This window comes from Nocardia sp. NPDC057227 (genome assembly GCF_042669725.1).
Lineage (GTDB): Bacteria > Actinomycetota > Actinomycetes > Mycobacteriales > Mycobacteriaceae > Nocardia > Nocardia asteroides_A.
The window spans coordinates 90,406-109,783 of record NZ_JBHUXA010000001.1 but is presented as its reverse complement, the minus strand read 5'-3'; the positions used below and the strand labels follow the sequence as shown (position 1 = coordinate 109,783).

Annotated in this window: 22 protein-coding genes; 14 read left to right on the top strand and 8 right to left on the bottom strand. The window is 71.0% G+C overall.

The features are described 5' to 3' along the window. Window positions 1–12 precede the first annotated feature (12 nt). The gene (locus tag ACFUJ1_RS00560) at window positions 13–753 is read left to right on the top strand and encodes an SDR family NAD(P)-dependent oxidoreductase (protein ID WP_378640939.1); all 741 of its coding nucleotides are present in this window, start codon (window positions 13–15) and stop codon (window positions 751–753) included. Here the strand turns inward: ACFUJ1_RS00560 and ACFUJ1_RS00555 are convergent, their stop codons facing one another. Further along, window positions 754–1,689, bottom strand: a complete 936-nt coding sequence (locus ACFUJ1_RS00555; RefSeq protein ID WP_378640938.1) for an AraC family transcriptional regulator — start codon at window positions 1,687–1,689, stop codon at window positions 754–756. Between the two features lie 82 nt (window positions 1,690–1,771). Between ACFUJ1_RS00555 and ACFUJ1_RS00550 the strand changes: the two genes are divergently transcribed. Further along, a complete protein-coding gene (locus ACFUJ1_RS00550; protein ID WP_378640936.1) occupies window positions 1,772–2,617 on the top strand; it encodes an NAD(P)H-binding protein in 846 nt (281 codons plus the stop codon). Further along, on the top strand, window positions 2,614–3,030 hold the full coding sequence (locus ACFUJ1_RS00545; protein WP_378640934.1) for a pyridoxamine 5'-phosphate oxidase family protein: 417 nt from the start codon (window positions 2,614–2,616) through the stop codon (window positions 3,028–3,030). Before ACFUJ1_RS00550 ends, ACFUJ1_RS00545 begins: the two co-directional genes overlap by 4 nt. Before the next feature lie 4 nt (window positions 3,031–3,034). Here ACFUJ1_RS00545 and ACFUJ1_RS00540 read toward each other — a convergent pair whose 3' ends face one another. Next, entirely contained in the window at window positions 3,035–3,259 is a 225-nt protein-coding gene (locus tag ACFUJ1_RS00540) for a DUF2945 domain-containing protein (protein WP_378640932.1), read from the bottom strand. 142 nt (window positions 3,260–3,401) lie between these two features. Between ACFUJ1_RS00540 and ACFUJ1_RS00535 the strand changes: the two genes are divergently transcribed. The 4 genes from ACFUJ1_RS00535 to ACFUJ1_RS00520 all read left to right on the top strand — a co-directional run bounded on the left by ACFUJ1_RS00535 (window position 3,402) and on the right by ACFUJ1_RS00520 (window position 6,100). After that, window positions 3,402–4,214, top strand: a complete 813-nt coding sequence (locus tag ACFUJ1_RS00535; protein ID WP_378640930.1) for an alpha/beta hydrolase — start codon at window positions 3,402–3,404, stop codon at window positions 4,212–4,214. A gap of 10 nt (window positions 4,215–4,224) precedes the next feature. After that, a complete protein-coding gene (locus ACFUJ1_RS00530; RefSeq protein WP_378640928.1) occupies window positions 4,225–4,839 on the top strand; it encodes a hypothetical protein in 615 nt (204 codons plus the stop codon). A gap of 88 nt (window positions 4,840–4,927) precedes the next feature. Continuing rightward, complete coding sequence (locus ACFUJ1_RS00525; protein WP_378640926.1) at window positions 4,928–5,374, top strand: response regulator; 447 nt, start codon at window positions 4,928–4,930, stop codon at window positions 5,372–5,374. Window positions 5,375–5,413: 39 nt separating this feature from the next. Continuing rightward, window positions 5,414–6,100, top strand: coding sequence for a PAS and ANTAR domain-containing protein (locus tag ACFUJ1_RS00520; protein WP_378640924.1), 687 nt, complete (start codon window positions 5,414–5,416; stop codon window positions 6,098–6,100). 6 nt (window positions 6,101–6,106) lie between these two features. On the opposite strand, the gene ACFUJ1_RS00515 is transcribed toward ACFUJ1_RS00520, so the two are convergent. From ACFUJ1_RS00515 to ACFUJ1_RS00505, 3 genes are all read right to left on the bottom strand, one after another. Further along, on the bottom strand, window positions 6,107–6,448 hold the full coding sequence (locus tag ACFUJ1_RS00515; protein WP_378640922.1) for an Lsr2 family protein: 342 nt from the start codon (window positions 6,446–6,448) through the stop codon (window positions 6,107–6,109). 87 nt (window positions 6,449–6,535) lie between these two features. Beyond that, entirely contained in the window at window positions 6,536–6,871 is a 336-nt protein-coding gene (locus tag ACFUJ1_RS00510) for a 4Fe-4S dicluster domain-containing protein (protein WP_378640920.1), read from the bottom strand. Then, window positions 6,868–8,439: an FAD-dependent oxidoreductase gene (locus ACFUJ1_RS00505; protein ID WP_378641885.1), complete on the bottom strand. Its 1,572-nt coding sequence runs from the start codon at window positions 8,437–8,439 to the stop codon at window positions 6,868–6,870. The genes ACFUJ1_RS00510 and ACFUJ1_RS00505 overlap by 4 nt, the downstream gene beginning before the upstream one ends. Before the next feature lie 157 nt (window positions 8,440–8,596). On the opposite strand from ACFUJ1_RS00505, the gene ACFUJ1_RS00500 reads away from it, so the two are divergent. The 4 genes from ACFUJ1_RS00500 (at window position 8,597) to ACFUJ1_RS00485 (ending at window position 10,305) form a co-directional block, all read left to right on the top strand. Beyond that, window positions 8,597–9,019: a phage holin family protein gene (locus tag ACFUJ1_RS00500; RefSeq protein ID WP_378640918.1), complete on the top strand. Its 423-nt coding sequence runs from the start codon at window positions 8,597–8,599 to the stop codon at window positions 9,017–9,019. Further along, a complete protein-coding gene (locus tag ACFUJ1_RS00495) occupies window positions 9,016–9,474 on the top strand; it encodes a DUF3618 domain-containing protein (protein ID WP_378640916.1) in 459 nt (152 codons plus the stop codon). Before ACFUJ1_RS00500 ends, ACFUJ1_RS00495 begins: the two co-directional genes overlap by 4 nt. Then, window positions 9,471–9,731 (top strand): DUF4235 domain-containing protein, encoded by a 261-nt coding sequence (locus ACFUJ1_RS00490; protein WP_378640914.1) that lies wholly within the window; start codon window positions 9,471–9,473, stop codon window positions 9,729–9,731. Before ACFUJ1_RS00495 ends, ACFUJ1_RS00490 begins: the two co-directional genes overlap by 4 nt. 94 nt (window positions 9,732–9,825) lie before the next feature. Then, window positions 9,826–10,305: a Dps family protein gene (locus tag ACFUJ1_RS00485; RefSeq protein WP_378640913.1), complete on the top strand. Its 480-nt coding sequence runs from the start codon at window positions 9,826–9,828 to the stop codon at window positions 10,303–10,305. Between the two features lie 52 nt (window positions 10,306–10,357). On the opposite strand, the gene ACFUJ1_RS00480 is transcribed toward ACFUJ1_RS00485, so the two are convergent. Both ACFUJ1_RS00480 and ACFUJ1_RS00475 read right to left on the bottom strand, forming a co-directional pair. After that, window positions 10,358–11,575 carry a lipase family alpha/beta hydrolase gene (locus ACFUJ1_RS00480; RefSeq protein ID WP_378640911.1) on the bottom strand — a complete coding sequence of 406 codons (1,218 nt, stop codon included), beginning with the start codon at window positions 11,573–11,575 and terminating at the stop codon, window positions 10,358–10,360. A 126-nt stretch (window positions 11,576–11,701) separates the two neighbouring features. Beyond that, the gene (locus tag ACFUJ1_RS00475; RefSeq protein WP_378640909.1) at window positions 11,702–12,421 is read right to left on the bottom strand and encodes a metal-dependent hydrolase; all 720 of its coding nucleotides are present in this window, start codon (window positions 12,419–12,421) and stop codon (window positions 11,702–11,704) included. Between the two features lie 370 nt (window positions 12,422–12,791). Between ACFUJ1_RS00475 and ACFUJ1_RS00470 the strand changes: the two genes are divergently transcribed. The 3 genes from ACFUJ1_RS00470 to ACFUJ1_RS00460 all read left to right on the top strand — a co-directional run bounded on the left by ACFUJ1_RS00470 (window position 12,792) and on the right by ACFUJ1_RS00460 (window position 18,715). Continuing rightward, complete coding sequence (locus ACFUJ1_RS00470) at window positions 12,792–14,423, top strand: serine hydrolase (RefSeq protein ID WP_378640907.1); 1,632 nt, start codon at window positions 12,792–12,794, stop codon at window positions 14,421–14,423. Window positions 14,424–14,499: 76 nt separating this feature from the next. Continuing rightward, a complete protein-coding gene (locus tag ACFUJ1_RS00465; protein ID WP_378640905.1) occupies window positions 14,500–16,710 on the top strand; it encodes a molybdopterin oxidoreductase family protein in 2,211 nt (736 codons plus the stop codon). Between the two features lie 151 nt (window positions 16,711–16,861). Next, complete coding sequence (locus tag ACFUJ1_RS00460) at window positions 16,862–18,715, top strand: Na+/H+ antiporter (RefSeq protein ID WP_378640904.1); 1,854 nt, start codon at window positions 16,862–16,864, stop codon at window positions 18,713–18,715. Here ACFUJ1_RS00460 and ACFUJ1_RS00455 read toward each other — a convergent pair. Beyond that, on the bottom strand, window positions 18,704–19,258 hold the full coding sequence (locus tag ACFUJ1_RS00455) for a TetR/AcrR family transcriptional regulator (protein WP_378640902.1): 555 nt from the start codon (window positions 19,256–19,258) through the stop codon (window positions 18,704–18,706). The two genes, ACFUJ1_RS00460 and ACFUJ1_RS00455, sit on opposite strands and share 12 nt — an antisense overlap. Between the last annotated feature and the right edge of the window lie 120 nt (window positions 19,259–19,378).

Here is a 19,378-nt window from a genome sequence, read left to right as displayed (position 1 = left end):
AGGGTGACCGGCATGAGTGAGTTGTCGGGAAAGGTCGCGCTGGTCACCGGTGCGTCGTCGGGGCTGGGCGCGGCGGTCGCCCGGCTGTTCGGGCAGCGCGGAGCCACCGTCTTCGGCGTCGGCCGCGACGAGCAGCGGCTGGCGGAGGTGTTCGCCGAGGTGCCCGGCGGGCGGTACGCGGTCGCCGATATCGCCGGGGCGCACCGCTGCCGCGAGGTGGTCGAGCAGTGCGCGGCCGAGCTGGGCCGCCTCGACATCCTGGCCAACGTCGCCGGACAGCACGCCATGCGGCACACCGCCCAGGTCACCGACGAGGAATGGGAGCGCGACCTCGCGGTCAACCTGAACGGCCCCTTCTACCTCTCCCGCGCCGCCCTGCCGCACCTGCTCGAGGTGGGCGGCAACATCGTCAACGTCGCCTCGATCGCCGGGATCGAGGGCCAGGCGTACTCGGCCGGGTACTGCGCGGCCAAACACGGCCTGATCGGGCTGACCCGCGCGCTCGCCGTCGAGTTCACCGCGCAGCGGCTGCGGGTCAACGCCATCTGCCCGGGCGGCATGCTCACCCCGCAGGTCACCGGCTTCACCCTGCCCGACGGCGCCGACCCGAACCTGGTCATGCGGGTGGCCTCGCCGCGTGGGCTCAGCGAGCCGGAGGCCGTCGCGAAGCTCGTCGCCTTCCTGGCGAGCGACGACGCGGCCGCGATCCACGGCGCGATCTACACCGCCGACAACGGCAAGACCGCGGGCTGATCAGGCGGGTTCGCGCCGCCGCAGCCGGAATTCGCTCGGCGCCACCCCGCGTACCCGTTTGAACGCGGCACTGAACCCGAACGGATCCGAGTAGCCGACGATGCGCGCCACGTCGGCGATGCTGCCGTCCTGCTCGGTCAGCAGATCCGCGGCCAGCGTCATCCGCCAGCGGGTGAGGTAGGTCAGCGGCGGCTCGCCGACCAGCTCGGCGAAGCGCTTGGCCAGCGTGGAGCGGGAGACACCGGTGCGCCCGGCCAGCGTCGCGACCGTCCAGGGCGCGGCGGGCTCGGCGTGCAGCAGCCGCAGCGCGTCACCGACCACCGGGTCGCGCTGCGCGGCCCACCACGCGGGCGGCTCGCCACCGGGCCGGTCGAACCACTCGCGCAGGGTGCACACCAGCATCCAGTCCAGCAGCCGGTCCAGCACCACCTGCTGGCCGGGGACGTCGGCACTGACCTCGGCGGCGAGGTGGTCGAGCACCGCGTCCCCGGTCCCGCCCGAGCCCACCCGCAGCACCGCGGGCAGCGCCTCGAGCAGCCTGCCGCTGATCTCCCCGCGCACCGGGTAGGCGCCAACGATCAACGTGGTCGCCCCCGGCGCGGGCTCACCGCAGTCCGCCCACCCCAGCCGGTACCGGGTACCGCCCTGCTCCGGCCCCGAGCAGAACGCCCCGCAGGCCACCGGCGCGGCAGCCGTGCCGGGATCGTCGACGAAGGTGAAGGTCGCGGGGCCACGCACCACGGCCGTCTCGTAGGCGCGGACCCGCTCCGGCGGCCCGTCCTCCGGCACGATCCAGCCCGCCCCCGACAGCACCGTGCACAGCGTGAGCGGCGCGCCGTCCACGAAGTGCAGCGACCACGGCGGGGTGAGCGTCGAGCTGCCGAACAACGAACCCTGCGCCCGCACCCCGCGAATCAGGTCACCGAAGACATCCACCCCGCCAGAATAGACGAATGGACAGGCAATCCGGCGTCTCACCTATGGAACTGTCCGACTCGACCCCGTTGAATCAATGCCCATGAGCACCGACACCACCCTCGTCCTCGGCGCGACCGGCAAGACCGGCCGCCGGGTCGCCGCCCGCCTGCGCATGCGCGGCACCCCGATCCGGACCGCCTCCCGCACCAGCCCCACCCCCTTCGACTGGGCGCACCCCGACGGCTGGGACGCCGCCCTCACCGGCGCCACCGCCGTCTACCTCATCGCCCCGCCGGTGCCCGGCCCCGTCCACGACTTCGTCACCAGGGCCGCCGCCGCAGGAGTCCGCCGGGTGGTGCTGCTCTCCGGCCGCGGCGCCGACACCTGGGGCGAGTCCGACTTCGGGCTCGACATGCGCGACGCCGAGGACGCGGTCCGCGGCTCCACCCTGGAATGGACGATCCTGCGGGCAAGCAACTTCGACCAGAACTTCGACGAGGACCTCTTCCACGCCCCGCTCACCGCGGGCGAACTCGCCCTCCCCGCCGGCGCGGTCCCCGAACCCTTCCTCGACGCCGAGGACGTCGCCGACGCCGCCGCCACCGTCCTGACGCACCCGGGCACCCACGCGGGCCGCGTCTACGAACTCACCGGCCCGCGCGCCCTCACCTTCGCCGAGGCCGTCGAGCTCATCGCCCGCGCCGCCGGACAGCCCATCACCTACCGCGAACTCACCCCCGCCGACTACGTGACCGCCCTGGTCGAACAGGGCTGGAACCCCGGCGACGCCGACCACGTCACCGCCATGTTCGCGCTCATGGCCCGCGGCCTGTTCGCCACCCCCACCGACGACGTCGCCACCCTGCTCGGCCGCGCAGCCCGCCCCTTCGAGGACTACGTCGCCCGCACCGCCGTCACCGGCATCTGGCAGAAAGGACGGGCATGAGCACCCTCACCCCCGACGACATCGACTTCCTGCACCGCCCCCTGCACGGCTTCCTCACCGTCGCCGCGGGCCCCGTGCCGCCGCAGCCGCGCCCGGTCTGGTTCGAACTCGCCGACGACGGCACCGTCCAGGTCTTCACCGAACCCGGCTCCGCCAAGGTGCGGCGGCTCGCGAAGGACCCGCGCGCCTCGCTCGTGGTCGCCGCACCGGTGGGGGAGCGCGAACGCTGGATCTCGGTCGCCGGCCCGGTCACCGTCGAACCCGACGGCGCACGCGAACTCTGCGACCGGCTCGCCGCCCGCTACTGGGACCTCGACGACCCGGACCGCGCCGCCGACCTCGCCGCCATGCGCGCGGGTGAACTGGTCCGGATCGTCCTGCACCCGGAGCAGGTGGCCCGCGTGGGCTACTAACCCCTCAGTCGTCGCTCGCCGGCTTCAACGCCGACGGCTTGTGCACCGCGTCCCGCCCGCTCTTCTCGCTGCGCACCCGGTACTGCGGATCGTCCTTCGACGCACGGACCGTGCGCCCGGCCGCCTCGGTATCGGAGGTGATCTTCTCCTCGACCTCACCCTCGGCGGTGCTGCCGTGGCTCTTCCACTCCACCCTGTCGCCCTTGCGGAACGTCTCGTCGGCGCTCATGCGCGGCTCCTCACCGTCGGGGAATCAGCGAATATTCCGGACCTACCCGAGCCACTCGACCGGAAACGCGCAGCTCGGCAGGCGCGCGAGGCCGGATCGGTCTACAGTTCCGAGCGTTCCGCTCACCCGAGGAGAGATCACCATGGCAGCCACCCGCACCCCCGTCGTCTTCATCCACGGCCTCTGGCTGCACGCCACCTCGTGGCAGGCATGGGCGGAACTCTTCGCCGCCCGCGGCTACGAACCGCACACCCCGGGCTGGCCCGGCGAGCCGGAGACCGTCGCCGCCGCCCGCGAACAGCCGGAGGCCGTCGCCGGAATCGGCATCGACGACGTCACCGCGCACTACACCGAGATCATCCGCGCCCTCGACACCCCGCCGGTGCTCGTCGGCCACTCCTTCGGCGGGCTGTTCGTGCAGAAACTCCTCGCCGCCGGGCTCGGCAGCGCGGGCGTCGCGATCGACCCCGCCCAGATCAAGGGCGTCAAGCCGCTACCCCTCGCGCAGCTGCGCTCCGGCTTCCCCGTGCTCGGCAACCCCGCGAACCGCAAGCGCTCCGTCGCGCTCACCAAGAGCCAGTTCCGCTACGGCTTCGGCAACGCCATCCCCGCCGACGAATCCGACACGCTCTTCGACGCCTGGACCATCCCCTCCCCGGGCCGCCCGCTCTTCGAAGCCGCCTTCGCCAACTTCACCGGCAACTCCCCGGCCGCCGTCGACACCGCCAACGCCACCCGCGGCCCGCTGCTCTTCATCTCCGGCGGCAAGGACCACACCGTCCCCGACGTCGTCACCCGCGCCGCGCACAAGCTCTACAGCGCATCACCCGCCGTCACCGACCTGCGCCAGTTCCCCGACCGCGGCCACTCGCTCGCCCTGGACAGCGGCTGGACCGAGATCGCCGAATCCGCGCTCGAATGGCTCACCGCCAAGGGTGTCGGCCCCGCGCAGTAGAGTCCGCCGCATGCGAGCGGGCATCGGCGGACCGGAGGCACCCAGCACGGCCGACATCTGGCGGCACTCGGCGGCATGGTGGCACGAGCACACCCCGCTCGGCGCCGCCATCGGCCCCGCCCCCGAGCTGCCGCTGCCCGCCGACGCCGCCATCGGCTTCGCCTTCCCGCCCGCCGCCGAGCAGCGCGCGCACCTGCCCGCGCTGCTCGCCCTCGCCGCCTACGACCACCCGGCCGAGGTCGCGAGCGACCTGCTCGACGGCGGCATCGACCGCCCCGAACACCCCTACCTCCTCGTCCTGCCCGCCGACCGCATCCAGCCATGGACCCGCGGCCACACCGCACCCGCACTGCGCCGGGCGCTCACCGAACACGGCTGGTCCGGGCTCACCGTCCCCGAATACCTGGTCCTGCAGCGCCAATCCTTCGATGCCAACGGCGACCACCGCTTCGACGCCTACACCGGCGACGAACCCGGCTGGAGCTGGCTGCCCGCCTCCACGCACGGCCCGCTCGTCGGCATGGCCTACTACAACCCCGGCAGCGGCACCGTGCAGATCGCCGCCTGCAAGACCGGAAGCAAGAACCCGCGCAAGGGTGCCCACATCGGCCGCGTCCTGCCCTGACCCGCCCGCGCCGCACGGCATCTGGTTGACTCGAGCCCACCTCGACCGCCACCGCGCCGGGGGCAGCTGTGAATACTGGGAGGCCGCCGTGCCCGACTCCTCGCACCCGATCGACGTCCTGCTCGTCGAGGACGACCCCGGCGACGAGCTCATCACCCGCGAAGCCTTCGACACCTACACCCTCGGCAACACCCTGCACGTCGTCCGCGACGGCGAAGAAGCACTCGACTTCCTCTACCGCCGCGGCCCGCACACCGACGCCGTGCGCCCCGACCTCATCCTGCTCGACCTCAACCTGCCCCGCTACGACGGCCGCCAGGTCCTCGAACAGATCAAGGCCGACCCCGAACTGGCCGCCATCCCCGTCGTCGTGCTCACCACCTCGTCGGCCGCCGAGGACGTGGAGAGCAGCTACCGCGCCCGTGCCAACGCCTTCGTCACCAAGCCCGTCGACCTCGACGCCTTCATGGCCGCCATCCAGCAGATCGACGGCTTCTTCGTCCGGGTGGTGAAGTTGCCCCGGCCACACCCGTGACCGGCGTGTCGTCCCCGCAGGTCGCGCTATTGTTCCTAGGTGTCCGAGTCCGCTGTGCCCGAGTGCCGGGAAGACCCGCTCGCCGATCTGCCCGAGTCGGTCGACCCCCAGGTGGCAGGCGGCTTCACGCTGTGGTTCGCCGACCGCAGGTGGGAATGGTCCCCCGAGGTGTACCGGCTGCACGGGTACGAACCCGGCGCCGTCGAACCGAGCACCGAGCTGGTCCTCGCGCACAACCACCCCGACGACCGCGACCTGGTCGCCCAGCTGATCGAACGCGCCCTCACCGACCGCGAACCCTTCTCCGGCAGGCACCGCATCATCGACACCAACGACTGCGAGCACACCGTGCTCGTCGTCGCCAACCGCATCCTCGACGCCGACGGCGAACCCGTCGGCACCAGCGGCTGCTACATCGACCTCACCGACACCATCGACGCCGCCGGCCAGGCCGCCGTCAGCGAGGTCGTCCCCGAGATCGTCGAATCCCGCGCCGTCATCGAACAGGCCAAGGGCGTCCTCATGCGGATGTACGGAATCAGCCCCGAACAGGCCTTCAAGGTGCTCTCCTGGCGCTCCCAGGAGACCAACACCAAACTGCGCGCCATCGCCGCCCAGCTCATCGCCGACCTGCCCCGGGTGCCGCCGCCCCGGCCGGACATCCTCACCGTCTTCGACCACCTGCTGCTGACCGGCCACGAACGCGTCCAGCCGGGTAAGGACTGAGGCGGCTCAGGAGGGCTGCGCCTCCCGGTACGCCGCCACGATCTCCGACGGGATCCGGCCCCGGCTGGAGATCTCGTGCCCGTTCTCCTTCGCCCACGCCCGGATCGCCGCCACATCCTCCCGGCTCGCCGACGAACGCCCGCCCCCGGCGTTCTTGCTGCGCGCCGCCTTCCCGGTCCGGCGCGCGTACGGCGTCCACTGCTCCAGGAATTTCCGCAGCGAACGCGCATTCTCCGCGGAGAGGTCGATCTCGTAGGACACGCCGTCCACCGCGAAAGCCACCATTTCATCGGCGGCCGAAATGCCGTCGTAATCGTCCACAACCGTGACAACGACTTTGCGTGCCATGAAGCTCTCCCTCTTCCAGTGCACCGAAAACGCGACAGAAACACACTGTAGCGCCAGGGGAGTACACGCCGGAATTCGGCGAACCCTTTATGGCAGCCGCGGCGGCGGCCCGCCGCGCGGCAACTCCGGCCCCACCGCCACCCGGCTGCCCGGCGTACGCCCGCGACCCCAGCCCAGCCGCTCCCGATACCGCCCGATCTCCTCGGCCGGCACCGCCGCCCCCACCGGCCGCGGCGCCGAATCCGGGTGCACGAACAGCGCATCCGCCGGGCAGTACGCCTCACACATGAAACAGGTCTGGCAATCCCGCTGCCGCGCGATCACCGGAATACCGGACTCCGTCCGATCGAACACATTCGTCGGGCACGCGTCCACGCACTTGTCACAGCCGATGCACGCCTCGGCGAGCACCAGCTCGATCACGACGCCACCGCGGTCCCGGTCCACACCGCGTCCACCCCGCCGGAGAGCACGTGATGCCGCTGCGCCGGATCCAGCTCCGGATGATCCGCCCGCTTGCTCATCCCGCGAGTCTCGGTGCGCGCCAACGTCGACGCGTACATCAACCGCCCCACCGCCGTGATCGCCGCCGCCTGCCGCGCCCGCACCCGGCCGTCACCCGCGCTGTCGCCGCCGAGCCCGGCCACCGCCGACTCCCAGATCCCGTCCAGCGCGGCCAGCGCGGGCCGCACCCGATCACCGTGGCGCAGATAGTTCTTCTCGAACGGAATCAGCTCCGCCCGCGCCGCTTCCAGCACCACCGCCGAATCCACCGCCGCACCACCCGACGGCCGCAACCCCGTCCGCCCCGTCCCGCGCAACCCCGCCGCGTCCGGACGCCCGCGCAGCGCGAACCGCGCCGCCCCCGCACCCGCCCACGACCCCGAACTCATCGCCCACGCCGAATTGTGGCTGCCGCCACCGGTGAAACCCCCGCAGATCCGCTCCCGCGTCGCCGCGTCACCCGCCGCGAACAGACCGGGCACCGACGTCGCGCACTCGTCGTCGAGCACATCGATCCCGCCGGTGCCGCGCACGGTCCCCTCCGCCAGCATGTCCACCTCGAACCGATCACGGAACGGATCGATCCCGCGCCGATCGAACTGCAGGAAGAAATTCGGCTGACCCAGCCGCATCCGCTCCTGCACCGCCGCGTCCGCCCGATCCAGCTGCGCGAAAACCCGCTCCGACCGCAGCGCCCGCGCGATCACCGAACGCCCCTGCTGCGACCCCGCACCCTCCAGCACCGACCCGTCCTCGTGGAAGAACGTGGCGTAGCCGTAATAGGCCGTCTTCGTGATCGTCGACCCTTTCGCCACGATCGCGTACGCATTCGAGAATTCCATCCCGGAGAACCGCGCACCCACCTCCGCCGCCATCAACGCACCGTCCCCGGTGTTCACATTCGTGCCGAGCGCACCCGACAGGAACGCACACCCGCCCGACGCCAGCACCACCGCACCCGCCGCAATTCGATAATCCCGGCCCAGCTGCCGCTGAAAACCCGCCGCACCGCGAACCACGCTGTCCGCGTCGACGAGCAATTCCAGCGCGGGGGAGTGATCCAGAATTCGGACCCCGGCCCGGCGCACCCAGGCCCGCATCCGCCGCATGTACTCCGGCCCCTGCACCCCCGTGCGCAGCTGCGCACCCGTCACCGGATCCACCGGGAACGGATAGCGGCCCTCCGTCGCCAGCCGCTCCATGTTCGCGTACGTCTGCTCGAGCACCCGGTCCATCCACCGGTGATCGGCCAGATGACCACCCAGCGCCTCCCGGCTCGCCTTCGCCTTCGCCCGCGCCTCGGCCTCCGGCGCCACGTACCAGACCCCGGTACCGGAGGGCGCCGTTGCCCCGCTGGTCCCGCAGTACCCCTTGTCCACCAGCACCACCTCGGCCCCGGCCGCCCGCGCGTGCAACGCTGCCCACGCCGCGGCCGGGCCACCACCGATCACGAGAACATCCGTCTCGGTCTGCCAGACATCACCCATCGGTACGCTCCTGCCGGTCTCGCGATAACCCGACGGTAAGGGCTCGCCACCACCCCCGAACACCGTTGCGCTCACCCCGATTCCGGCGCCCCGAGCCCGGCGTTTGCCCCACGGAGCCCCGGGTACCCGCCCCCCGACCGGAGGAGGGATGCGCACCATGACGCACGCCGCACACGACCGGAACGGGCCCGCCGACGCCCGCTCGGTCTCCGAACTCGTCGGCACCGCGAGTGAACAGCTCAGCCGCCTCGTCCGCGACGAGATCCGGCTCGCCACCCTGGAGATGCAGGAGAAGGGCAGACGGGTCGGCAAGGGCGCCGGGCTCGCGGGGGCGGGCACCGTCCTCGCGCTCTACGGCGTCGGCGCGCTCGTCGCCGCCGCCATCATCGGCCTGGCCGAGCCGCTGCCCGCCTGGGCTGCCGCGCTGATCGTCGGTGTCGTGCTGCTCGTCGTCGCGGGCATCCTCGCCCTCGCGGGCAAGAAGAACGTCCAGAGCGCAACCCCGCCGCTTCCCGAGGCCGCCGTCCACGGCGTGCAGGAGGACGTGGCCACCATCAAGGAAAGGAGCCGGAGGCAGTGAGCCCGGACCCCGAACTCAGCCCGGAGACCGAGAAGGAACTCGTCGCCGCGGACCGTGACCGTGCCCGCGAGGAGCTCGGCCAGGCCGTCGAGGAGCTGACCCACAAACTCGACGTCCCCGCCCGCACCTCGGAGAAGGTACAGGAGGCCAAGGAGAACGCCGCGGCCGCCGCCGTCGGCGCCAAGGACAAGGTCGCCGACAGCGCCCAGCTGGCCACGGAGCGCGTCGCCGAGACCGCCGCCGTCGCCAAGGAGCGCACGCAGGACGTGGCTGCCAAGGCCAAGGAGAGCACCGCGGCCGCCACGGCCAAGGTCGCCGAGGCCACCCCCGAGCCGGTCGCCCGCGGCGGACGTCAGGCTGCGGACCTGATCCGCGCCAACCCGGTGCCGGTCGCCATCGGCGTCGTCAGCGGCGTCGTGCTCTGGCAGGTCCTGCGGAAGCGAGGCAGGCGATGAAGCTCGCGTACAAACCGCTCGGCCTCGCCGTCAGCGTCCTCGGCGGCCTGCTGGCCAACGTCGTCTTCGGCAAGATCTGGCAGGCCGTCAGCGGCGAGGACGAAGCACCGCACGCCACCTCCGAGGACTACGGCTGGCGCGAAGTTCTGCTCGCCGCGGCCATCCAGGGCGCCGTCTTCGGCTTGGTGAAAACCGCCATCGACCGGGCCGGAGCCACCGGATTCCAGGCCGTCACCGGAACCTGGCCGGAGGACTGAGACGACGTTCACGCAGTTCGGCTGCGTGAACGGGTCGATCCCGGGTAGTTCACCGAATGGATATCGGGACCGACGACGAGAGAGAGGTACAGCAATGTCGCAACCCATCACCAGCACCCTCGAGGCCGAGCAGCAGCGCATCGCCGGTGAGGCCCTGCGCGCCACCGTCGTCGACCTCATCGACCTGTCCCTGATCGCCAAGCAGGCGCACTGGAACGTCGTGGGCCGGAACTTCCGATCGGTGCACCTCGCGCTCGACGAGCTGGTGGTCGCCGCCCGCGAGTTCACCGACGCCGCCGCGGAGCGCGCCACCGCCATCGGTGTCAGCCCGGACGGCCGCGCCACCACGGTCGCCCGCGACAGCGTGACGGAGGGCTTCCCGGACGGCTGGCAGAAGGACACCGACGTCATCAACGGCGTCGTCACCAACCTGACCGCCGTCATCCGCGGCCTCCGCGAGCGCATCGACGCCACCGAGAAGGCCGACCCGGTCACCCAGGATCTCATCATCGGGATCGCCGGGCGGCTGGAGCAGCTGCACTGGATGTGGCAGGCCCAGGTCGCCGACGCCTGACATCGGCCGATCGAACCGCCCGCGAGCCCCGGCTCGCGGGCGGTTCGGCGTTTCAGGGCCGGGGGAGGGGAGCGGCGAGCCAGCGGCGCAGCGCCTCGTGTACCGCCTCCTCGTTGAGCAGCGTGAAGTGATTGGCGCCCGGCAGGTGCAGCCCGTTCTCCGGCTCGAACGCGATCCGGCGGGCACGGCCGCGCCCGGAGCCGCTCGGCGTGAGGACCAGGCCGTCGCCGACGATCCGGCCGAGCGGGTTCTTCGGGTTGCGGATGATCGACGCCGTCACGAAGTAGTGCTCTACCCCCGGCAGCAGCGGTACCTCCTGCTGCACCCGACGGGTCAGCGCGTCGATATCGAGATCGGTCCAGTCCTCGTCCACCAGCGAGCCCTGCCGCAGGTCACGGATCCCCGCGCTGCGCCTGCGCAGCAACTGCCCGAAGGGTCTGGTCTCCGGCAGCTTCACCAGCCCCGCCGACACCACGTGCACGAACTGCTCCAGCGGCGCGCCCAGGTGCGGCGAACCCAGGCAGACGATCTGCCGGACCAGCGTCGCCCACTCGGCACCCGCCGCGGCCGCGAGATGGCAGGCCGCGCGGGCCACCAGCCCGCCCATCGAGTGCCCGACCAGCGCGATCCGGCGCAGCGGCACCGGCCAGGCGCGCTGCGTCCGCTCCAGCAGATCGGCGAGTTCGCGCGCGTTCTCCGAGATGTGCAGGCCGCTGTTGAACCGCACCTCCGCCGTCGCGCAGGGCAGCTCCTCGGCCAGCCGCTCGGCGTAGCTGGGGATGCCGCCGCGGCGCCAGGCGTGCTCGGTCTCGACCAGGCCGTGCACGAAGACGATGAGGGTGTCGTGCGGCGAGCCGAGTTCCTCCGGGGCCACCGGCTGCCCGTCGACGCGGAAGGACATGGGGCTCGTCAGGACCGGATTCTGCTCGGCCAGCCGGTCGCCGATCAGCCCGGACAGCACACCCAGGACCCCCGCGCCGAAGACCGTGCGCGAGGGTGGCTCGCTGTTGGGCAGGTCGGCGGTGCGCTCGGCGACCCGGCCCGCTGTCTCGGCGACGGTGCCGACGATCGTGTAGACGCCGTCGGCGATGGCATCGTGGGCGATTTGAACGGGGGCGGCGGCCGGGCCGACGCCCCAGCGCACCGCCGTGAAGACGCGGTCGGCGATAGCCCGGTGAACAGTGGCGATGCCCGCGACAGCGCCGCCGAGTTCGTCGCCGGCGAGGCGGGCGAGGGCGCGGATTTCCGCGCGTCGCTGGTCCTCGTACATGGGGTTGAGTGTACAGGTGTGCACCAGATGGTTACGGTATAAATATTGCATGTATGCGGATATGCGCATCAAACAGATTAGCCACTCATCACCTCGAAAAAACAACCCGCAAGGACAAGAGAGGGCTCAGGGAAGTTGGGTGATCGTGTACCACAGCAGCGCGAGGGTTCCTGCCATGAAGAGCGGTGCGAGCACCCAGGTCTCGACCTTGTTGCCGGTCCGGCTGATGATCTCGATCCCGAGCCGCTTCTTGTACGGCCAGAGCAGGGGACACCCGCGGTCGGTGAGGCAGTCGCCGAGGATGTGCACCAGGCAGCCGAGCGCGACGCAGAACGGCAGCCACGGGGGAGCGTCGGAGATCCAGTGCGTCATGGCGAAGGTGCCGCCGAGGGCGAGCGCCAGGACCGTGCCCCAGGCGCGGATGCCCTTGCCGGGCGGGCAGAGGTGCAGGGCGCGGACCGCGAGGGCGAGCAGCACGAAGACCAGGCCGAGGGTGAAGGGCCTGCCGAGGTAGGTCATGCCCGCCCAGGTGCCGACGCCGGCGAGGGCGACGAAGAGGAACGAGTGCGTGGCTTTGCGGTGGCCGCCCGCGATCCAGGACACGATCTTGCAGAAGAGCTCGGAGACCGGGCCGAGGGTGTTGGCGATGGTGCCGTCGGGGTGGTCCATGTCGGGCAGCAGTGCGGCGCCCGCGGTGAGGAAGACGCCGAGCAGCAGGTCGACGGTTCCGAGGTGGTGGTCGCCGACGACGTCGATCGCGGGGTACGTCAATACCGACACCGGGAGGGCGGCCGCGGCCGCCGACCAGCCGAGCGCACCGCTGGTCGCGTGAGAATGTCCGAGCACGCGTCCACGTTATCGATCTTGGTTCACGTGCGGTTCACCGGGGAGAGCGCGGTTAGTTGACATAATGTAGATTATCGGCGTTTTTACGACATGGCGTTCGAGCGCTGGAATGGCGTTCGCTGTGCAGCTGCTCAACGTGCCGAGTTGCCTGCTCTGCGAGTCGCTCTCCCCTTCTCTGTCGGCTGTCAGTGCCCCGATGTCGCGATGGCGACCGGCTAGCACTGTGACCAACCGCCCTCCTCCGATGCGTCACAGTGACGCTGCGCATCACCCCTCTTGCGTCACAGTGACGTTTTGCCCGCGCCACGCGGGAACGTGGCAAAACCTGTTGCCGGTCAATTGCTGGGCGCTAGGCTCATCGCATTGTGCTGTGCATCACACCAAGGAGGTGGTGGCCGTGCGGGATCGGAGCCGAGTGGTGATCGGGCTGGCGGTGGCGGCGGTACTCGTCGTCGGGTCCTGCGCGCAGGAGGACTCGGGCGGAGGGACGGCGTCCTCGAGCTCGGCCCCGCCGAGCGGCACGGCGCAGGAGTCGCCGGGGCAGGTGGCCGGTGTCGCCATCCCGGACGGGCAGGTCGATCGCGCGGTCGGCCAGCTGGATCGGATCGCCGAGGAGCTGCTGGCCTCGTCGAAGATCCCTGGCATGGCGATCGCGGTGGTGCACGGCGGCAAGGTCGTGTACAGCAAGGGGTTCGGGGTGCGGGATGTGGCGACGGGGCAGCCGGTGGACGCGAGGACGGTGTTCCAGCTGGCGTCGGTGTCGAAGCCGCTGGGCTCGACGGTGGTGGCGCGCGAGGTGGCGGCGGGCCGGGTGGCGTGGGATACGCCGGTGAAGCGGCTGTCGCCGGGGTTCGCGCTGAACGATCCGTACGTGACGGAGAACGTGACGATCGGGGATCTGTACTCGCACCGATCGGGGCTGCCGGATCACGCGGGCGACCTGCTGGAGGATCTGGGGTACGACCGCGGGCAGGTGCTGGAGCGGCTGCGGCAGCTGCCGCTGGACGCGTTCCGCGATTCCTACGCCTACACCAACTACGGGCTGACGGCGGCCGCGGTGGCGGTGGCCGAGGCGGCGGGCACCTCGTGGGAGGAGCTGTCGCAGCGGGAGATCTACGAACCGCTCGGGATGGCGTCGACGAGTTCGCGGTACAGCGACTTCGTGAGCCGCCCGGATCGCGCGGTCGGGCACGTGCTGGTGGACGGTGCGTACAAGCCCGCCGATCCGCCGCGGCAGCCGGATCCGCAGGCGCCCGCGGGCGGGGTGAGCTCGTCGGTGGACGACATGGCGCGCTGGATGACGATGATGCTGGCGGACGGGACCTTCGAGGGCAAGGAGATCGTGCCGCCGGGCGCGCTGCTGCCCGCGGTGTCGCCGCAGGCGATGTCGGCTCCCCCGGCGTCGCCGGATTCGCGGGCGGGGTTCTACGGGTTCGGTTTCAATGTGGGGACCTCGCCTGCCGGGCGGGTGACGCTGGGGCATTCGGGGGCGTTCAACCGGGGTGCGGGGACGGCGTTCACGCTGATCCCGTCGGCGGATGTGGGGATCGTGACGCTGACGAACGCGGCGCCGATCGGTATTCCGGAGACGCTGAACGCGGAGTTCGCGGATCTGGTGCAGTTCGGGGAGGTGCGGGAGGACTGGCGGGAGCTGTTCGCGGGGGCGTTCGAGCAGTTGAACGCGCCGTCCGGGGATCTGGCGGGCAAGGAGCCGCCGTCGAACGCGAAGCCGGCGGGGCCGCTGCAGGAGTACGCGGGCACCTATGACAACGCTTATTTCGGGCCGGCGGTGGTGTCGGTGGACAACGGTGCGCTGGTGTTGACGATGGGGCCCGCGGCGGTGCGGATGCCGATGCGGCACTGGGACGGGGACAAGTTCGTGTTCTCGCCGCAGGGTGAGGGGGCGAATCCGGGGTCGGTGTCGGTGGCGCGGTTCGAGGGGAATCGGCTGATCCTGTCGTACTACGAGCAGGAGGGGTTGGGGATGTTCGTGCGGCCCTGACCGTATTCCTCTCTATGCGTGGTGTGTGACGCGGGTAACCTGGTCGAAAAGTTCCGGCAGAAGGTGTTGAAGCTTGATGAACGCGACCACCGTTGCCCGGCAGTGCACGCTGTGCGAGGCCCATTGCGGAATCCTGGTGACCGTCGAGGATTTGCAGGTGACCCGGATCGAGGGCAATCCCGACGATGTCCTGTCGAAGGGCTATATCTGCCCGAAGGCGACGGCCATGGGCGGGCTGCACCACGATCCGGATCGGCTGCGGACGCCGATGAAGAAGGTCGGCACGGAGTTCGTGCCGATCGGCTGGGACGAGGCGATCGCCGAGGTGGGGCGCAGGCTGCGGAAGGTGCGGGCGGAGCACGGCGCGCACGCGGTCGGCATGTACCTGGGGAATCCGGCGGCGCACAGTTCGTCGGTGATCTATGGCGGGATGCTGCGGGCGGCGCTGGGGACGAACAATTTCTTCACGGCGTCGTCGATCGATCAGTTCCCGCAGGAGTTCGCGGCGTGGCAGATGTTCGGGTCGAATGTGCTGATGCCGGTGGCCGATATCGATCGGACGCATCGGCTGGTGATCCTCGGTGCGAATCCGGCGGTGTCGAACGGGTCGATCACGACGATGCCGGGCGCGCGGGATCGGATCAAGGCGGTCCGTAAGCGGGGCGGCACGGTGGTGGTGATCGATCCGCGGCGCACGGAGACGGTGAAGCTGGCGGACGAGCACGTGGCGGTGGCGCCGGGTGGGGACGCGTACCTGCTGCTGGGGATGTTGCACGTGCTGGTGGCCGAGGGGTTGGTGGACGGGGCGGCGGTGCGGTCGCGGACCACGGGTTTCGACGAGTTGCGGGCGTTGGTGGCCGAGGCGACGCCGGAGTGGGCCGCTCCCCTGGCGGGGGTGGAGGCGGAGGTGATCCGGCGGTTGGCGCGGGAGCACGCGGCGGCGCCGTCGGCGGTGATGTACGGGCGGATCGGGGTGTGCCATCAGGTGACGGGCACGCTGACGCACTGGCTGATCAATGTGATCAACGCGGTGACCGGGAATCTGGATCGGGCGGGTGGGCAGATGTTCGCGACGCCCGCGGTGGACGCGGCGCGGATGGCGCGCCGGGTTCCGCTGGCGGGGTACGGGAAGTGGACGGATCGGTCGGGGCGGTTCAAGTCGTTCCGGGCGGAGTTGCCGGTGGCGGTGCTGGCGGACGAGATGTTGGACGAGGGGCCGGGGCAGATCCGGGCGATGGTGACCTATGCCGGGAATCCGGTGCTGTCGACGCCGCAGGGTGGGCGGTTGGACGAGGCGCTGGCGGGGCTGGATTTCTACGTCGCGGTGGATATGTACATCACGGAGACGACGCGGCACGCGGATCTGATCCTGCCGCCGATCTCGCCGCTGGAGCGCGAGGACATGGACATCGTGCTGTCGGTGTTCAGTGTGCGGAACAGTCTGCGGTTCAATCCGCGGGTGTTCGAGCCGCCGGTGGGTGGGCTGGAGGATTGGGAGATCATGGCGCGGCTGGCGGTGGAGATTCTGCCGCTGCCGGTGCGGCGGGTGACCGGGCGCGCGCTGACGGCGGTGCTGGATCGGCTGAGTCCGTTGCGGCTGGCGTCGGCGGGGATCGCGGTCGGGCCGTACGGGGTGCTGCGCAAGGGGCCCGGCGGGGTGACGGTGTCGAAGTTGCGGAAGACGGCGGGCGGGATCGATCTGGGGCCGTTGCTGCCGCGGTTGCGGGATCTGATCGCGACGAAGGATCGGAAGGTGCATCTGGCGCCGGAGCTGCTGCTGGATGGTGCGCGGGAGTTGGTCGCGGAGGCGGGGCGGGGTGCGGCGGTGACGGCGCCCGCGGACGGGTTCGATCTGCGGTTGATCGGGCGGCGGCATCTGCGGAGCAACAATTCGTGGTTGCACAATCTGCCGTCGATGGTGAAGGGGAAGCCGCGGTGCACGGTGCTCATGCATCCCGATGACGCGGTGGAGCGCGGGTTGGCCGATGGTGATCCGGCTGTGGTGTCGTCGCGGATCGGGGCGATCGTGGTTCCGGTGGAGGCGAGTGACGAGATCCGGCGTGGGACGGTGGCGATTCCGCACGGGTGGGGGCATCGGGAGCCGGGGGTCGGGTGGACGGTCGCGGCCGGGCTGCCCGGCGCGAACGTCAACCTGCTGCACGATCCCAAGGCGACGGATTCGTTCACCGGCAATTCCGCCGTGAACGGCACCTGGGTCACCGTGGCCCCCGCCCCCGGCGCCCCGGAAGTCGCCGAGCAGCCCGAAGAAGCCGCCATCCCCGGCTGACCCCTCCCCTGGTGCCGTGTCCGGGTGCTCGGCGACGGAGGAGCGATTCCCCCCGGCGGGCGGAGCGTTTGCTCCTCCCCCGGAGGGCGGGGGTGCCGGGGCGGAGCCCCGGCGAACTACACCCACCCCGCCGGGGTGACACAATGCGACGATGCATGTGGCTGTCGGCTTGGTGATCCTGGTAGCGGCAGCGGTAGCCCTCGCCGCCCTGGCGCGCAGGGCGGGTCTGTCGGAGCCTCTGGTCCTCACGGTGGCGGGGGTTGCGGCGTCGTACCTGCCGTTCGTCCCGCAGGTGGATCTGGACCCGGAGATCGTCCTGCTCGGCGTGCTCCCCCCGCTGCTGTACACGGCGGCGATCCGCACCTCCCTCCTGGATTTCCGCAAGAACGCGACGACGATCGCGCTGCTGTCGGTGGTCCTGGTGCTGTTCTCCACGTTCGTGGTGGCCGCGGTGGTCTGGCTGCTGCTTCCGGTCCCGTTCGCGGTCGCGGTGGCGCTGGGTGCGGTGGTCGCCCCACCGGATGCCGTGGCCGCCACGGCGGTGGCGCGCAAGATCGGGATGCCGCGGCGGGTGGTGACGATCCTGGAGGACGAGTCGCTGTTCAACGACGCGACGGCGCTGGTGGCGTTGCGGACGGCGATCGCGGCGTCGGCGGGTTCGGTGTCGGTGTGGCAGGCGGGCGGGGATTTCGTGCTGGCGGCCGGTGGCGGTGCGCTGGTGGGGGTGCTGGTGGCGGCGGTGCTGGCGACGTTGCGGCGGCGGATCACCGATCCGGTGCTCGATACGACGCTGTCGTTCCTGGCGCCGTTCGCGGCGTACCTGCCCGCGGAGGAGGTGCATGCCTCGGGGGTGATCGCGGTGGTGGTGTGCGGGATGATCCTCGGGCACGGTGCGCCGCGCTGGCAGAGCGCGGCGTCGCGGATCGCGGAGCGGACGAACTGGCGGACGGTGCAGTTCATTCTGGAGAGCTCGGTGTTCCTGGTGATCGGGTTGCAGGTGCGCCACATCGTGGAGGACGCGCTGGCCTCGGGGCTGGACAACCGCACGCTGCTGGCGGCGGTGGTCGCGGTGCCGGTGGCGGCGATGCTGGCGCGGCCGCTGTTCGTGTTGCCGTGGGCGTGGTTGAACCGGGCGCGCGGGCGGGGTGAGGAGTCGCTGCGGGAGGGGCTGGTGGTGTCGTGGGCGGGGATGCGCGGGGTGGTGACGGTGGCGGCGGTGCTGTTGCTGCCGGACGACACGCCGCAGCTGGCGGTGTTGAAGCTGCTGGCGTTGCTGGTGGTGGGGGCGACGCTGCTGGTGCAGGGGTCGACGCTGGCGGTGCTGGTGCGGGTGTTGCGGTTGCGGGGGCCGAGCCGGGCGGAGGACGCGCTGCAGAAGGCGAATCTGTTGCAGCAGGCGGCGGCGGCCGGGTCGGCGGAGCTGGATCGGCGGGTGACGCCGGAGACGCCGGAGGAGGTGGTGCGGGCGTTGCGGGAGCGGTTGACGTTCCGGACGAACGCGGCGTGGGAGCGGCTGGGGCGGGCGGAGTCGGAGCTGGCGACGCCGACGGCGGAGTATCGGCGGTTGCGGCTGGCGATGCTGGGTGCGGAGCGACAGACGGTGCTGCGGGCGCGGGACGACGGCGCGCTGGATTACGAGATCCTGCAGGCGGTGATGGCGCGGCTGGATCTGGAGGAGTCGATCATCGACCGGTTCGACGAGGCGGAGGTGGCGGAGCCGGAGCCGTTGACGGCGCCGGTTCGGGCGGAGAGCTGCGCGCATCTGCGGGAGGCGCCGCTGGTGCGGGTGCCGGATTCGGTGGTCGGCTGCGCGGCGTGTGTCGCGGAGGGGCTGACCTGGGTGCACCTGCGGATGTGTCTGACCTGCGGGAATGTGGCGTGCTGTGATTCGTCGGTCGGCAATCACGCGTCGAAGCATTTCGCGGCGGATGGGCATCCGGTGATGCGGAGTGTGGAGCCGGGTGAGGCGTGGCGGTGGTGCTATGTGGACGAGTTACTGGGGTGAGCGGCGGTGCGAGTAGATGAGCCTGGCGAATTCGGTGAGTAGCCGGTCGAGGCTTGGTTCTTGTTCGCCGGGGGCGATCTGCTGGTAGCCGATGAGGGTGGCCATGCCGAGTGCGGTGAGCACGGCCGCGGTGTCGGGGTGGTGGACGATGCCGTCGATGGCGCGGTGCACGGTGCGGCGGCGGGATTCGTCGACGCGTTTGAGGGCGACGGCGACGGATTCGTCGTTGGCGCCCCAGGCGCGGATGGCGGCTTCGGCGCGGTGGTTGAGGCCGCAGGCGAGGTCGGAGAGGGCGCGGATGTCGTCGTCGGGGGTGTTGCGGCCGAAGTTGCGGGCGCGCAGGACGAGGACCTGGCGTTGTTCCCAGGTTTCCAGGAGCAGGTCGACGAAGCCCTGCCAGCTGCCGAAGTGGTGGTAGAAGGAGCCGGAGGTGACGCCGAGGCGGCGGCAGAGGACGCCGATGTTGAGGCCCTTGAAGCCGAGTTCGGCCAGCACCTCGATGGCGATGTCGAAGTACTGATCCTTGGTGACCACGCGGGACATGGGGTCGCCGATCTGCTCGCAGGGACGGAGTGAGGCCGAACAGTACCTCATGGGTCACGCCGTTCCCGGCAGGTGAAAGGGGTGGAATCGGCGAACCGCGTGGACATCCCGGTCGGTTGT

Coding starts and splice junctions, on each gene's coding strand:
- ACFUJ1_RS00560 (WP_378640939.1), top strand. CDS start 13: ATGAGTGAGTTGTCGGGAAAGGTCGCGCTGGTCACCGGTGCGTCGTCG.
- ACFUJ1_RS00550 (WP_378640936.1), top strand. CDS start 1,772: ATGAGCACCGACACCACCCTCGTCCTCGGCGCGACCGGCAAGACCGGC.
- ACFUJ1_RS00545 (WP_378640934.1), top strand. CDS start 2,614: ATGAGCACCCTCACCCCCGACGACATCGACTTCCTGCACCGCCCCCTG.
- ACFUJ1_RS00540 (WP_378640932.1), bottom strand. CDS start 3,259: ATGAGCGCCGACGAGACGTTCCGCAAGGGCGACAGGGTGGAGTGGAAG.
- ACFUJ1_RS00535 (WP_378640930.1), top strand. CDS start 3,402: ATGGCAGCCACCCGCACCCCCGTCGTCTTCATCCACGGCCTCTGGCTG.
- ACFUJ1_RS00530 (WP_378640928.1), top strand. CDS start 4,225: ATGCGAGCGGGCATCGGCGGACCGGAGGCACCCAGCACGGCCGACATC.
- ACFUJ1_RS00515 (WP_378640922.1), bottom strand. CDS start 6,448: ATGGCACGCAAAGTCGTTGTCACGGTTGTGGACGATTACGACGGCATT.
- ACFUJ1_RS00505 (WP_378641885.1), bottom strand. CDS start 8,439: ATGGGTGATGTCTGGCAGACCGAGACGGATGTTCTCGTGATCGGTGGT.
- ACFUJ1_RS00500 (WP_378640918.1), top strand. CDS start 8,597: ATGACGCACGCCGCACACGACCGGAACGGGCCCGCCGACGCCCGCTCG.
- ACFUJ1_RS00490 (WP_378640914.1), top strand. CDS start 9,471: ATGAAGCTCGCGTACAAACCGCTCGGCCTCGCCGTCAGCGTCCTCGGC.
- ACFUJ1_RS00485 (WP_378640913.1), top strand. CDS start 9,826: ATGTCGCAACCCATCACCAGCACCCTCGAGGCCGAGCAGCAGCGCATC.
- ACFUJ1_RS00480 (WP_378640911.1), bottom strand. CDS start 11,575: ATGTACGAGGACCAGCGACGCGCGGAAATCCGCGCCCTCGCCCGCCTC.
- ACFUJ1_RS00465 (WP_378640905.1), top strand. CDS start 14,500: ATGAACGCGACCACCGTTGCCCGGCAGTGCACGCTGTGCGAGGCCCAT.
- ACFUJ1_RS00460 (WP_378640904.1), top strand. CDS start 16,862: ATGCATGTGGCTGTCGGCTTGGTGATCCTGGTAGCGGCAGCGGTAGCC.
- ACFUJ1_RS00455 (WP_378640902.1), bottom strand. CDS start 19,258: ATGTCCCGCGTGGTCACCAAGGATCAGTACTTCGACATCGCCATCGAG.